The following is a 13895-nucleotide window of genomic DNA, read 5'->3' on the forward strand; positions in this document are numbered from 1 at the left end:
TGGCCCCCGGTGGAAGTTACGCGGCCGTAGGTTTGCGACCGCGGGCTGATCGTGCACCGTAAACGGGTGCCGTGTCATCCCGCGTGCCCGTGCCCGGGCGAGATTCTCATCACGTCACCCGGTCGTACGACGCATCAGCAGGTACATTTCGCAGCCGAGGCAGTAGGCGAACACCGCGTTGAGGAACGCCGCCGCCAACGCGCAGCCGGTCGCCGCCAGCCCCAGCCACTGAGGGCCGGCGAACCAGCCGACCAGCCCGATCAGCGCGAACACCAGCCCCACCGCCTGCGCGAAGCGCGGAGGCGCCGGGTCCTCGGTCTCGGCCGGCGGCCCCAGCCGGGGACGTACCACCGCGCGGAACAGCAGCCCATAGGGTGAGTGCTGCACGCCCACCGCGGCGCCCACCGCGAACACGAGCGCCTGGACGGCGAGCAGCCAGCCGCTGCCGGTGATGAGGACGACGGCCAGCACGACCGTCGTCAGGCTTGCGGCGAACCGCGGTCCTCGGGCATCAATGGCGTGAGTGCTCATGGCAGTCATGATTCCGGACACCGGCCCGGCCGGACCCCCGGGAATCATGGCAGTCCTGTGAACGCTGCAATCGCCGGGAGGGCGAAGATGACCGGTTGGGTGGTATGCGTCGCGGTGCTTGCCGCGGCGGCGGTCTTCGGACTGGTGCACCGACGGCGCGACGGAAGGATACGTGTGCGGGACAAGGACACGGCCGAACTGCTGACGGCAGGTGAGATCGGCGCGGCGCTCGGGGAGCGGGCCACGCTCGTCCAGTTCTCCAGCGCCTTCTGCGCACCCTGCCGTGCGACGCGGCGCACCTTGGAGGAGGTCGTCCGGATGGTCGACGGCGTCGCGCACGTCGAGATCGACGCGGAGGCGCGGCTGGACCTGGTCCGGCGGCTCGGCATCCTCAAGACCCCGACCGTCCTGGTGCTCGACGCGAACGGTGCGATCGTCCGGCGCGCGGCGGGGCAGCCCCGCAAGGCCGACGTCATCGCGGCGCTCGGCGCGGCGGTATGACGCCGGTCCCACCCGGTCCTGCGCCCTTGACGGTGCGGCACCCTGATCGTCAGTCTGACGTTATGTCGCGAGACCTCTTTCTATTCGCCCGTTTCGATGTCGACCTCGGTCGACATGCGAGCGCCCGTTGTCACTGCCGCTGAGCGTCCAGAAATCCGCACGCCCTCCGGCTCGACAGCACCAAGAGGACAACTCCATGACCGCGTCCCCCGACTTCGGCCTCCCGGCGTCGACCGCCTCCTGCGCGGCTCCCGTCTCCGACGCCTTCGACTCCACCGCTTTCCGGTCGGTCTTCCGCCGCCACGCCGCGGGCGTCGCCGTCATCACCGCGCTGGGCGCGCACCCTGTCGGCTTCACCGCCACCTCGCTCACCTCGGTCTCGGCTGAGCCCCCGCTGGTGTCGTTCGGCATCAGCACCGCGGGCTCGGCCTGGCGGACGGTCGCGGACGTCGCGTACCTCGGCATCCACATCCTCGGTGAGCACCAGGAAGACCTCGCGGCCACCTTCGCCCGCAGCGGCGCCGACCGCTTCGCCCCGCCGACGGCGTGGACCCCTGGTCCGTACGGCGTACCCCTCCTGGAAGACGTCTCGGCGTGGCTCGTCGCCCGCGTGGTGTCCCGCATACCCGCCGGCGACCACCGCGTCGTCATCGCGCAGGCCGTCGCCGGCGCCCCGGATGGCCCCGCCCGTCCACTCCTCTACCACCAGGGCCGATTCAACGCCTTGCGCCACTGAGCGCTGGTGCGGGGCTGCCCGGCCTCGTCGGGAACGTCACAGTTCACCGCCCTTGCGAACGGGGAGGCAGCGGACTGTACTGGCGAGTAATATTTCTGCCGGAGCGCCGCGGCGTCCCGACGGGGAGCGGCCGTGCACGGCGCCTATGCTGCCCTTTACCGGGCAGTTGACGTACCCCGACACAGTAGTAGGAGAGCACACGTGAGCTTGAGGATTGTTGTAGCGGTGAAGTACGTGCCTGACGCTACGGGTGATCGTCACTTTGCGGGGGATCTGACGACGGATCGTGAGGCGGTGGACGGTCTGTTGTCGGAGTTGGATGAGTATGCGGTGGAGCAGGCGCTGCAGATCGCGGAGGCGTCGGAGGGCGCTGAGGTGACGGTGGTGACGGTGGGTCCTGAGGATGCGAAGGACGCGTTGCGCAAGGCGTTGTCGATGGGTGCGGACAAGGCGGTGCATGTCGAGGACGGCGGGTTGCACGGCAGTGACGTGATGGGGACGTCGTTGGTGCTGGCGAAGGCGATCGAGCATGCGGGTTTTGATCTGGTCGTGACGGGGATGGCGTCGACGGATGGTACGGCGGGTGTGGTGCCGGCGTTGGTGGCGGAGCGTTTGGGTGTGCCGCAGGTGACGTTGCTGTCCGAGGTGGGTGTCGAGGGCGGTGTGGTGTCGGGTCGCCGGGATGGTGACAGTGCCAGTGAGCGGCTTGAGGCGTCGTTGCCGGCGTTGGTGTCGGTGACGGATCAGTCGGGTGAGGCGCGGTATCCGTCGTTCAAGGGGATCATGGCGGCGAAGAAGAAGCCGGTGGTGTCTTTGGGTTTGTCGGATCTGGGGATCGATGCGGGGCTGGTCGGTCTGGCGGGTGCGTGGACGGTGGTGGATGAGGCGGTGGCGCGTCCGGCGCGGACTGCTGGTGTGATCGTGAAGGACGAGGGTGAGGGCGGCAAGCAGCTCGCGGAGTTCCTTGTGGGCCAGAAGTTCATCTGATGCGCTTGTCCGTCCGTTCTGCGAGGAGTTTGAGTTTCCATGGGTGAAGTCCTGGTCTTTGTGGACCATGTGGATGGTGCGGTTCGTAAGCCGACGCTGGAGTTGCTGACGATTGCGCGTCGGCTGGGTGAGCCGGTGGCGGTGGCGTTGGGTGCGGGCGCGGGGGCGACCGCGGGTGTGTTGGCCGGGCATGGTGCGGTGCGGGTGCTGACGTGTGAGGCGTCGGAGTTCGCGGAGTTTTTGGTGGTGCCGAAGGTGGATGCGCTGGAGGCGGCTGCCAAGGTGGTGAATCCGGTGGCGGTTTTGGTGGCGTCGTCGGGTGAGGGTAAGGAGGTCGCGGCGCGGTTGGCGTTGCGTCTGGGTTCGGGCCTGATCACTGACGCGGTGGATGTGGTGGCGGGGGCGGAGGGGCCGGTGGTGAGGCAGTCGGTGTTCGCGGCGTCGTTCACGACGACGTCGCGGGTGACGAGTGGGGTGCCGGTGATCACGGTGAAGCCGAACTCGGCGCCGGTGGAGGCGTCTGTGGCGGCGGGTGCGGTGGAGGCGTTGGAGGTGGAGTTCGGCGCGCTGGCCCGGGGTACGCGGGTGGTGGCGCGTACGGCGCGGGAGTCGACGGGTCGTCCGGATCTGACGGAGGCGGCGATTGTTGTTTCCGGTGGGCGGGGTGTCAATGGTGCGGAGAATTTCGCGGTGATCGAGGCGTTGGCTGATTCGTTGGGTGCGGCGGTGGGTGCGTCGCGTGCGGCGGTGGATGCGGGTTGGTATCCGCACACGAATCAGGTGGGTCAGACGGGTAAGTCGGTGTCGCCGCAGTTGTATGTCGCGGCGGGTATTTCGGGTGCGATTCAGCACCGGGCCGGTATGCAGACGTCGAAGACGATTGTGGCGATCAACAAGGACCCGGAGGCGCCGATCTTCGAGTTGGTGGACTACGGGGTGGTCGGTGACCTGTTCCAGGTCGTGCCGCAGCTGACCGAGGAGGTCACCGCCCGCAAGGGCTGACCTCCCGCTCGACCCCGCCGGCCCCCACGGCCGCTGCGATGGAGCCCCGCGATGCCACACGGCACCACGGGGCTCCACTCGTCATTGACGGCCCGGCTGGGCGGCCCTAGCGTTGTTTCAACGATTTGTTGAAGCACTGAGGCACTGAAGCGTTGGAGGGTGGCAGATGGCGCAGGACGGGGCGGTCCGCACTTCACTCGGCGACGCGGTGCGCCAGGACATCGGCGCGTCCCTGGCCGGTGTCGACGCCGAACTCGCCCGCCGCTACCCCGGGGACCCCGGGACCCGGCAGCCCGTGCACACCGTCTACGTCCCCGCCGACGCCTTCGCCGCCGGCACCGTGCGGACCTGGGGCGACCGTGCCCTCGCCGCACTCGACGAGCACGCGCCCGACGCCGCGTCCCTGGCCGCGGTCCTCGGCCTGCCGCCCGGGTCCGCGGCGGCGGTCCACGACCGCGTCCGCGACAAGTTGCGGCGCGAGCCCGTCGAGGACCTGCGCATCGACTTCGAGGACGGCTACGGTCCCCGGCCCGATGCGGAGGAGGACGCCGCCGCGGCAGCCGCGGCACGCCTCGTCAACGCCGCCGTGGCGGACGGGAGCGCGCCCCCGTACGTGGGCATCCGCATGAAGTGCCTGGAGGCGGCCGTCCGGGACCGGGGCATCCGTACCCTGGACGTCTTCCTCACCGGCCTCATGGACGCCGGGGAACTGCCGCGGGGACTCGTGCTCACCCTGCCGAAGGTGACGTTCGCTCAGCAGGTCACGGCGATGGTGCGGTTGGCCGAGGAGTTCGAGAAGGCCCGCGGGCTGGCGGCGGGGCGGATCGGCTTCGAGATCCAGATCGAGACGACGCAGTCCGTCCTGGGCCCCGACGGCACCGCCACCGTCGCCCGGTTCATCGACGCTGCCGAGGGCCGGGTCACCGGACTGCACTACGGGACCTTCGACTACAGCGCCGCCTGCGGGGTCAGCGCGGCGTACCAGTCGATGGACCACCCCGTCGCGGACCACGCCAAGGCCGTCATGCAGGTGGCCGCCGCCGGCACCGGAGTGCGGCTGTCCGACGGCGCGACGAATGTCCTCCCGGTCGGGCCCACCGCACAGGTCCACGACGCCTGGCGTCTGCACTACGGCCTCGTCCGGCGCTCCCTCGCCCGCGCCTACTACCAGGGCTGGGACATGCACCCCGGCCACTTGCCCACCCGCTACGCCGCCGTCTACGCCTTCTATCGCGAAGGCCTCCCCGCGGCCGCCGCCCGCCTCGCGGCGTACGTCGCCCAAGTCGGTGGCGCCGTCATGGACGAGCCCGCCACCGCCAGGGCGCTGAGCGGCTATCTCCGCCGCGGCCTCGACTGCGGCGCCGTCGACCCGGACGAGGTCACCGCCGCCTCGGGATTGTCGCGAAGGGACCTCGGCGTGCTGGCGGGTGTGCCCGACCGGGGGTAGTCCTCGTCCGCCCGCCGGGACGGCGCCCGCGCCTCACCGGCCGGATCTCCGCAGGACCCCGGTGATGTTGGCCCGGTACGTCTGCAGCGCCCGCAGACCGGCGGCGTAGCGGTCGCGGTGCACAGCGATGTCCGCGGCCTGCTTCCGCGCCTGCAGGGCGTGCCAGACCTCTGCCGTACGGTGCCGGCGCTTGCAGGTGACGTCCGCGACGGCAGTGGCCCGCTCCCGCTGCGTATGCCGGGTGTTGCCGTCGCTGCCCCGCTCCCAGGCGTCGTCCGTGTAAGCCGCGGCGGGGTCGGGGTAGCGGGTGAATCCTTCTCCTGACACACAGCGGGACCACACGTCCCAGGCCGCGCGGAGACCCGGGTCGCGCTTGAGCGCCTTGTCGACCTCGAGCGCCCGTCGGCCCGCGTAGAGCCAGTCCCGTTCGACGTTGATGCCGCGCATCAGCCGGCGGCCCGCCTCGGTGGTGCAGGCCGGAAGATCCGCGTACTCGGCATTGGTCATCCGGCGGCCCTTCGGCTGGGAATCCGCCTGCTTTACGGGGTCCCAGCCGTAGCCCCAGCGGCGGGCGGCGTCGAGATCGAGGACGCCGTAGTCGGTGCCGACCGCTGTGGCGACGATCGGGTCGCGGGGGTAGCGGGGGTCGAGCGGGAAGTCCGGGTGGCCGCGGTCCGCCATGCACTGCCGGACCAGCAATGCCGATGCCCGTTCGGACCGCTGGTAGTCCTCCTGCGTGTAGGCGTAGCGGTCGGCCGGGAGGGGGCCGAGGTCCGACGCCGTGCTGATGGACTCCGGGTGTTCAGGACCGGAGGCACAGATCGCCGCCAGCACCGCTGCCCCCGCCGCGGCACCCCGCCGCCACCCCCGCCTCGCCATGCGACGGGATGGTAGCGGGCGGTGTGGCCCCGATCGGCTGCGGCCCCGCGCTTGTCGCATCACGTCGCCGCGGGACGCACGTGCTGCGGGCGGCGCGTGGGCGACTACCGGGCCGGGCCGTCCGGCGAGAGGCCGAGCCCGCTCAGCCAGCGCACCTGCTCCAGGGGCTGCGAACCACGGCCGCCGGCGTGGTCGCCGAACTGCCAGACCCGGATGTCCTTCTCGCCTGCGTAGCGGTTGTACGCGGCGTACACGGTCGAGGGCGGGCAGATCGGGTCCATGAGGCCCACGCTGAAGAGCGCCGGGGCGGTCGCGCGGGGCGCGAAGTGGACGCCGTCGAAGTAGGACAGCGTGCCGAACACTCCTCGGGGTCCACCCGCCGGTGTACCCCGAGATACTGGGCGAGTTCCGGGTAGGGCCCGTCGGCGGCCGTGTCCGCCCCGCGCCGGAAGTGGCACAGGAACGGCACGTCCACGAGCGCCGCCGCGACCGCGTCCCCCGCCAGCCCGGCGACCGCCAGTGCGAGCCCCCCGCCCTGGCTGGCACCGGAGACGACCACGCGCCGCCGGTCGACGCGCGGGTGCTCGCGCAGGGCGTCGACCGCGCGCACGCAGTCCGTCATCAGACGCCGGCAGTAGTAGTGCTCCGGGTGCTCGATGCCCCGCGTCATGAAGCCCCCGACGTACTGGGGCCCGGGCATCGCGTCCGGATCCGGCGTGTCGTGCCCCTGGCCGCGGCTGTCCACGACGAGGTGGGCGTACCCGGCGGCACTCCACAGCAAGTGCTCGTGATGGAGGCCGCGTCCACCGCTGTAGCCGATGTCAGTGACGCCGCCGGGCAGCGGTTCCTTCGCCCCGCGGGGCAGCAGCAGCCACGCGGCGATCGGCTGGCCGCCCCAGCCGGGGAAGCGCACGTCGAAGACGTCCACCGTCCTCAGCGGCGAATCCGCGACGGGCCGGTACTCGGCGCCGCCGCCCGCGGTCTCCCGGGCGGTGGCGATCGTCGTGGCCCAGAAGGCGTCGAAGTCCTCCGGCTCCGCCGTCTCGGGTGCGTAGGCCCGCAGTTCGTCCAGCGGCAGGTCAGTGAGCGGCATGACGGTACGTCCCTCCTTGATCGGCGGCCATCGAACCGCTCGGCACTTCAGGTGCCAACGGCCCGGAGCGGTGGGGCCCTGCGCGTGCCTTCGGCCCGCCGGGCACTGCGGGACCGTCAGACCATGGGCGGGAGTTCGCCCGAGCCGCGCGCGACGAGGCGGCAGGGGAGTTCGAGGCGGTCGGGGGCCCCCGCGGCGCCGTCGAGTCGCTGGAAGAGCAACCGCGCCGCCGTGCGGCCGAGTTGTGCCGGATCCTGGGCGACGACGGTGATCGCCGGCCGGAGGAGGTCCGCGAGCTCGAAGTCGTCGAAGCCGACGAGCGCGACGAACTGCGGACGGTCGGCCAGCACGCGCACCGCGGTCACGGTGATCCGGTTGTTGCCCGTGAAGATCGCCGTGACGGGCTCCGGCCCACCCAGCATCCGGTCGAGCTCCGAGCGCACGTGGTCCGGCGCCGTCGTACCGCAGGAGACCCAGCCGTCGTGGACGGGGAGCCCGGCGTCGGCCATGGCCTCGCGGTAGCCGCGCAGGCGCTCCGCGGCCGTGTGGATCCGGGGGAGGTCGCCGATGAAGCCGATGCGCCGGTGCCCGTGCGCGATGAGGTGGGCGACGCCTTCGCGGGTGCCTCCGGCGTTGTCGCTGACGACCACGTCCGCGTTGATGCCCCCGGCGGGACGGTCCACGAAGACCGTGGCGACCCCTGCCGCTATCTCCGGCTCCAGGTAGCGGTGGTCCTCGCTCGCCGGGACGATGACCAGTCCGTCGACGCGCCGGGCGCAGAACGCCAGCACCAGTTCCTGCTCGCGGTCGGCGTCCTCCGCGCTGGATCCTGTGAACAGCAGCGTGCCGTGCGCCCGGGCGAGGTCCTCGACGGCGCGGCTGAGCGGGGAGTAGAAGGGGTCCGCGAGGTCCTCCAGGACGAGCCCGATGCTGGCGGTCCGGCCCTTGCGCAGCAGGCGGGCGCTGTCGTTGCGGCGGAAGCCGAGGGCGTCGATGGCGGCCTGTACGCGGGCGATCGTGTCGTCGGTGACCCCCGCCTCCTCATTGACGACGCGGGAGACGGTCTTCAGGCCGACACCGGCCCGAGCGGCGACGTCCTTCATGGTGGGCCGGGCGGTACGCGGAATATCGGTCACGCCCGGATCCTATGGGCTGGACAACGTTGTCAACAAAGGGCGACACTACGCCCATGCCGTTCGAGAGCACAGCTGAACCCACCGCACCGCCGTTGCACGCCGCCGACCGGGGTCCGCTGGTCGCCGCCGTGGACGTCGGGGGCACGAAGATCGCGGGCGCCCTGGTGGATCCCCACGGGCGGCTGCTGCTGCGCGCCCTGCGTCCGACGAGAGCCGACCGGGACGCGGCGACCGTCATGGGCTCGGTCGCCGAGGTGCTGGACGAGCTGCGTGCGGCGGCCGAGTGGCCGCGCGTCGTCGCGGTCGGCATCGGCAGTGCCGGCCCGATCGACGCCTCGCGCGGAACGGTCAGCCCGGTCAACATCGGCGCCTGGCGCGACTACCCGCTGGTGGCGGAGGTCGCCTCACGCGTGGACGGACTGCCCGTGGTGCTGACCGGCGACGGCATGGCGATCACCGCCGCCGAGCACTGGCAGGGTGCCGCGCGCGGCCATGACAACGCACTGTGCATGGTGGTCTCGACCGGGGTCGGCGGCGGCCTGGTCCTCGGCGGGGCGCTGCACCCCGGACCGACCGGCAACGCGGGCCACATCGGCCACATCAGCGTGGATCTCGACGGCGATCTGTGCCCCTGTGGCGGCCGCGGCTGTGTCGAGCGGCTGGCGAGCGGACCCAACATCGTGCGCCGTGCGCAGGAGGCGGGCTGGCTCCCCGCGCCGGGAGAGGCGGCCGACGCCGCCGCCGTGGCCCGTGCCGCCCGTGCCGGGGACGCGGTGGCCCTGGCGTCCTTCGACCGCGCCGCACAGGCACTGGCGGCGGGCATCGCCGCGACGGCGACGCTGGTGGAGATCGACATCGCCGTGATCGGCGGCGGTGTGGCCGGTTCGGGCGCGCTGCTGTTCGATCCCCTGCGGACCCATCTGCGCCGCTACGCGACGCTGTCGTTCGCGGCCGGGGTCAAGGTCGTCCCGGCGGTGCTCGGCACGGACGCGGGCCTGGTCGGCGCTGCCGCGGCGGCCGGGGAGGCGCTGGGGCTTGAGGCGTTCGGCGCGGTGCGCTAGCGGTGCGCTAGCGGGGCGGTAGCGGGGTGCTGGACGCGCTGGCCCGGTCGCGGTGGGCCGAGGGCGGGGCGGCCGCGAACCCCGTCTTCCGTCGGGCCTGAGGGGCGCGCGCCGGCATCGCCCGCCTGCCCGGCGCGGCGCTCGCCCATCGGACCGGCGGCGGGCTCGCAGCCCCAAAAGACGGCGACGGGCCGACCGCCGCGGAGGGTGCGCTGACGTGACGCGCCGCCAGGTTCTCCGGGCAGGTCCGCCGGGGTGCGTAATTTCTCCGCATTTGGGCTGTGCGTGGTTCGCCATGGCCTGGAGGTGTGCGCGTTCCCGGGTCATCAGGAGCGCTTCTGATTCGATGTCTCCGCCGGCTTCCGCTCGCGGCCGGACCCTTGCTCGTGGCGCTGCCGGCGACACCGGTCCTCCTGCTGCCGTGCCGACCGTTCGTGGGCCGCATCCCTCTGGAGGCCAAGAAGGGCTGAGCTCGGGGTACGCGGGTTCTGAAGCCACCGGTATGCGCCGATGGCCGGGTCTGTGCGTTTGCCGACGCCGATGATCCGGGCAATTCGTAGGGGGCTACCGGGCTACGGAAGAGGGGGCACCGTGATCGTCTGGCTCAACGGCACGTTCGGCGCGGGCAAGACCACTGCGGCACGCGAACTGCTCGATCTGCTGCCGGGAAGCGTGCTCTACGACCCGGAACTCATCGGCACCGGGCTGCGGCTCATGCTCCCCGAGAAGCGGTTGGGCGAGGTCTCCGACTATCAGGACCTGCCCTGCTGGCGCCGGCTGGTCGTCGACACGGCGGCCGCGCTCCTGAACGAGATCGGCGGCGGGCCGCTGGTCGTCCCGATGACACTGCTGCGGCAGGAATACCGGGACGAGATCTTCGGGGGCATGGCGGCTCGCAGAATCGCGGTGCGGCACTTCGTGCTCGACGCTGAGGAAACGGTTCTGCGGGAGCGTATCGAGCAGCGCGCGGAAATCCTCGGCGACCCCGGGGCGAGCGCGGAGGTCCGCGGCTGGTGCTTGGACCAGCTCGCCGCCTACCGCGAGGCGCTGCCCTGGCTCAGCGCCGACGCCCACGCCATCGACACGACCGGCCTGGACCCGAGAGCCACCGCGGAGCGCGTCGCCGAGGCGATACGCGAGGGCGCGGGAGTCTGCGACATCGTGCAGACCCCGGAGCCCACGTCGGAGACGCTCGCCGCGGGCGTGCTCCTCTTCGACGAGGAGGACCGCGTGCTTCTGGTCGACCCCACCTACAAGCCCGGATGGGAGTTCCCCGGCGGGGTCGTCGAGCCCGGTGAGGCACCTGCCCGGGCCGGGATGCGCGAGGTCGCCGAGGAACTCGGGCTGCACCTGGCCACCGTTCCCCGTCTGCTCGTCGTCGACTGGGAACCGCCCCTGCCGCCCGGCTACGGGGGCCTGCGGCTGCTCTTCGACGGCGGCCGTCTCGCCGCCGCCGAGGCCGAACGGCTCCTTCTGCCGGGGGCCGAACTGCGCGGCTGGCGATTCGCCACCGAGGACGAGGCGGCCGCCATGCTCCCGCCCGTCCGTCTGACACGCCTGCGTTGGGCCCTGCGCGCCCGCGAGCGCGCCACGGTCCTCAACCTCGAGGCGGGTGTGCCCGTGGGCGGCTGACCGGGACGGCGTGCGGGCTGTCCGGCAGGCCGGCCGGGCAGCCCGACGCGACGGTGCGCCGGGGCCCGGCCGGTCCTGGACCGGGACGGGTGTCAGACGGCCTTGCTCTCTGCGTAGCCGCGGAGGAACAGTGCCTCCGCGAGGGAGAGCTTCTCCAGTTCCTCCGGGGAGACGCTCTCGTTGACCGCATGGATCTGCGCCTCGGGCTCGCTGAGCCCGATGAGGAGCATCTCCGCCTCGGGGTAGAGCGTGGCAAGGGTGTTGCACAGCGGGATGGAGCCTCCCATGCCGGCGATCTCGAGGTCCTTGCCGTAGGCGGCGCGCATGGCCTCGGTCATGGCCGAGTAGGCCGGGCTGGAGGTGTCGGCGCGGAACGCCTGCCCGCTGCCGGTCTGGGTCACCTCGACGTGGGCGCCCCAGGGGGCGGAGGCCTTGAGGTGCGCGATGAGGAGATCGGCGGCTTCCTGGGCGTCCACACCCGGCGGGACCCGCAGGCTGACCTTGGCGCCCGCGGTGGCCTGGACGGACGGAGTGGCGCCTACGACGGGCGGGGCGTCGATGCCGAGCACGGTGACCGAAGGGCGGGCCCAGACGCGGTCGGCGACCGTGCCGCCGCCGACGAGGGAGACACCGTCCAGCACCTTGGCGTCGCCGCGGAAGTCCTCCTCCGGGTACTGGAGTCCCTCCCACGAGGCGTCCATGGCGAGCCCCTGGACCGTGGCGGCCCCGTTCTCGTCGTGCAGAGTGTTCAACATGCGGATCAGGGCGCTGAGCGCGTCGGGCGCGGCGCCGCCGAACTGACCGGAGTGCAGGTTGCCCTGGAGCGTGCTCACCTTGACCTCGACCAGCGCCATGCCGCGCAGCGTGGCCGTCACGGTGGGCAACCCGCAGCGGAAGTTGCCCGTGTCACCGATGACGATCGCGTCGGCGGTGAGCAGCTCGGGGTGCTCCTCCGCGTAGCGTTCGAGGCCGCCCGTGCCCTGCTCCTCGGACCCCTCGGCGATGATCTTCACGCCCACCGGTACGCCGCCGTTGTCACGCAGCGCGCGCAGGGCCGTGAGGTGCATGATCAGGCCGCCCTTGCAGTCGGCCGCGCCACGCCCGTACCACCGGCCGTCGCGCTCGGTCAGCTCGAATGGCGGGGACAGCCAGCCGGCCTCGTCCAGCGGCGGCTGCACGTCGTAGTGCGCGTAGAGCAGTACCGTGGGCGCGCCCTCGGGGCCGGGCAGGTATCCGTAGACCGACTGCGTGCCGTCCGGGGTGTCGAGCAGGGCGACGTCCTGGAAGCCCTCCCCGGTCAGTGCGTTCGCGACCCATTGCGCGGCCTTCTCGCACTCGCTCTTCGGGAACTGCCTCGGGTCCGCGACCGAGCGGAACGACACCAGCTCGGCCAGCTCGGTCCGGGCCCGCGGCATCAGGGCGGCGACGGTTGCGGCGAGTGGTGCGGCGGACATGGGCGCTCCTGGTGGGTGCGTGTTCGGTCGAACGCATGGTCGTGTTCTGGTGCTCGTGATCGATGGTGCCACAGTCGAGTCGGCGCCCCCGCGGATTAGTATGCGGCTGAGCAGGGGTGACAGCGGTCTGCGGGTCGGACGGGAGCGGGAGCACGTGAGCAGCGAGTACCAGGCGCAGGACGGCGGTTCGGCGGACGGCGTCGAGGACGCATCGGTGTGGGACGTCGTCGTGGTCGGGGCGGGGCCCGCCGGGGCGTCGGCGGCTTATGCCGCGGCCGCGGCCGGACGCCGCGTCCTGCTGTTGGAGAAGGCCGAACTGCCCCGCTACAAGACGTGCGGTGGCGGCATCATCGGGCCCTCCCGCGATGCCCTCCCGCCGGGCTTCGAACTTCCGCTGCGCGACCGCGTGCACGCGGTTACTTTCAGCCTCAACGGGCGCCTCACCCGGACCCGCCGGTCCCGGCACATGCTCTTCGGGCTGATCAACCGGCCCGAGTTCGACGCCCAGCTCGTCGACGCGGCCGTCGCCGCGGGCGCTGAGCTGCGCACCGGTGCCGCCGTCTCGCGGGTCGAGCAGCACGGCACCTCCGTTCCCGACCGGCGCACGGTCGCGGTGGTGCTCAACAACGGTGAGACCGTGCTCGCGCGGGCCGTCGTCGGCGCCGACGGCTCCGCCAGCCGCATAGGGGCCCATGTCGGGGTCAAGATGGATCAGGTCGACCTGGGCCTCGAGGCCGAGATCCCGGTCCCGCCGGAGGTGGCCGAGGACTGGGCGGGCCGGGTCCTGATCGACTGGGGCCCGCTGCCCGGCAGTTACGGCTGGGTCTTCCCGAAGGGCGAGACCCTGACGGTCGGTGTGATCTCCGCGCGCGGCGACGGTGGCGCCACCAAGCGCTACCTGGAGGACTTCATCGGCCGACTCGGTCTGGCCGGGTTCGAACCGAGCATCTCCTCGGGGCACTTGACGCGTTGCCGCGCCGACGACTCCCCGCTGTCCCGCGGCCGGGTGGTGGTCTGCGGGGATGCCGCGGGCCTGCTGGAGCCGTGGACCCGCGAGGGCATTTCCTTCGCCCTGCGCTCGGGCCGTCTCGCGGGGGAGTGGGCGGTGCGGATCTCCGAGTCGCACGACGCGGTCGATGCCCGCCGTCAGGCGCTCAACTACGCCTTCGCGGTCAAGGCCGGTCTCGGGGTGGAGATGGGGGTGGGCCGCCGGATGCTCGGCCTCTTCGAGAAGCGCCCCGGTCTGCTGCACGCCGTCCTCACCACCCTCCCGCCGGCGTGGAACACCTTCGCCCGCATCACGCGCGGTTCGACCTCGCTCGCCGAGATCGTTCGCACCCATCCGCTGGCCCGTCGTGCGCTAGAGTCATTCGACCGCTCCTGATCTTCATCTGTCCATCTACTGCCTGCCTTAAAGAGGGTGTTGAGGGGCAGAC

At 72.0% G+C, this 13895-nt stretch carries 12 protein-coding genes and 1 pseudogene; 8 read left to right on the plus strand and 5 right to left on the minus strand.

Going from position 1 to position 13895, the window contains the following annotated elements; all coding sequences use genetic code 11:
* Nucleotides 1-114: 114 nt before the first annotated feature.
* Nucleotides 115-531, minus strand: coding sequence for a DUF4395 domain-containing protein (locus RV983_RS29890; RefSeq protein WP_475988809.1), 417 nt, complete (start codon nucleotides 529-531; stop codon nucleotides 115-117).
* An 87-nt stretch (nucleotides 532-618) separates the two neighbouring features.
* On the opposite strand from RV983_RS29890, the gene RV983_RS29895 reads away from it, so the two are divergent.
* From RV983_RS29895 to RV983_RS29915, 5 genes are all read left to right on the plus strand, one after another.
* Nucleotides 619-1032: a TlpA family protein disulfide reductase gene (locus RV983_RS29895; protein ID WP_475988810.1), complete on the plus strand. Its 414-nt coding sequence runs from the start codon at nucleotides 619-621 to the stop codon at nucleotides 1030-1032.
* Between the two features lie 196 nt (nucleotides 1033-1228).
* Complete coding sequence (locus tag RV983_RS29900; RefSeq protein WP_475988811.1) at nucleotides 1229-1768, plus strand: flavin reductase family protein; 540 nt, start codon at nucleotides 1229-1231, stop codon at nucleotides 1766-1768.
* A 201-nt stretch (nucleotides 1769-1969) separates the two neighbouring features.
* A complete protein-coding gene (locus RV983_RS29905; RefSeq protein ID WP_475988812.1) occupies nucleotides 1970-2755 on the plus strand; it encodes an electron transfer flavoprotein subunit beta/FixA family protein in 786 nt (261 codons plus the stop codon).
* 39 nt (nucleotides 2756-2794) lie between these two features.
* Nucleotides 2795-3757, plus strand: a complete 963-nt coding sequence (locus RV983_RS29910) for an electron transfer flavoprotein subunit alpha/FixB family protein (RefSeq protein ID WP_475988813.1) — start codon at nucleotides 2795-2797, stop codon at nucleotides 3755-3757.
* 166 nt (nucleotides 3758-3923) lie between these two features.
* Nucleotides 3924-5204 carry a DUF6986 family protein gene (locus tag RV983_RS29915; protein WP_475988814.1) on the plus strand — a complete coding sequence of 427 codons (1281 nt, stop codon included), beginning with the start codon at nucleotides 3924-3926 and terminating at the stop codon, nucleotides 5202-5204.
* Nucleotides 5205-5237: 33 nt separating this feature from the next.
* On the opposite strand, the gene RV983_RS29920 is transcribed toward RV983_RS29915, so the two are convergent.
* From RV983_RS29920 to RV983_RS29930, 3 genes and pseudogenes are all read right to left on the minus strand, one after another.
* Complete coding sequence (locus RV983_RS29920; RefSeq protein WP_475988815.1) at nucleotides 5238-6083, minus strand: hypothetical protein; 846 nt, start codon at nucleotides 6081-6083, stop codon at nucleotides 5238-5240.
* Nucleotides 6084-6187: 104 nt separating this feature from the next.
* Nucleotides 6188-7176, minus strand: a pseudogene (locus RV983_RS29925) (acetylxylan esterase).
* A 116-nt stretch (nucleotides 7177-7292) separates the two neighbouring features.
* Nucleotides 7293-8279 (minus strand): LacI family DNA-binding transcriptional regulator, encoded by a 987-nt coding sequence (locus tag RV983_RS29930; RefSeq protein WP_475990503.1) that lies wholly within the window; start codon nucleotides 8277-8279, stop codon nucleotides 7293-7295.
* Between the two features lie 86 nt (nucleotides 8280-8365).
* Between RV983_RS29930 and RV983_RS29935 the strand changes: the two genes are divergently transcribed.
* Both RV983_RS29935 and RV983_RS29940 read left to right on the plus strand, forming a co-directional pair.
* Nucleotides 8366-9373 (plus strand): ROK family protein, encoded by a 1008-nt coding sequence (locus RV983_RS29935; protein ID WP_475988816.1) that lies wholly within the window; start codon nucleotides 8366-8368, stop codon nucleotides 9371-9373.
* 591 nt (nucleotides 9374-9964) lie between these two features.
* Entirely contained in the window at nucleotides 9965-11005 is a 1041-nt protein-coding gene (locus RV983_RS29940; RefSeq protein ID WP_475988817.1) for an NUDIX hydrolase, read from the plus strand.
* Between the two features lie 92 nt (nucleotides 11006-11097).
* Here RV983_RS29940 and RV983_RS29945 read toward each other — a convergent pair whose 3' ends face one another.
* Nucleotides 11098-12459 carry a M20/M25/M40 family metallo-hydrolase gene (locus RV983_RS29945; protein ID WP_475988818.1) on the minus strand — a complete coding sequence of 454 codons (1362 nt, stop codon included), beginning with the start codon at nucleotides 12457-12459 and terminating at the stop codon, nucleotides 11098-11100.
* Nucleotides 12460-12559: 100 nt separating this feature from the next.
* On the opposite strand from RV983_RS29945, the gene RV983_RS29950 reads away from it, so the two are divergent.
* Nucleotides 12560-13843: a geranylgeranyl reductase family protein gene (locus tag RV983_RS29950; RefSeq protein ID WP_475988819.1), complete on the plus strand. Its 1284-nt coding sequence runs from the start codon at nucleotides 12560-12562 to the stop codon at nucleotides 13841-13843.
* The last annotated feature ends 52 nt before the right edge of the window (nucleotides 13844-13895 follow it).

Source organism: Streptomyces sp. RLA123 (genome assembly GCF_056270165.1).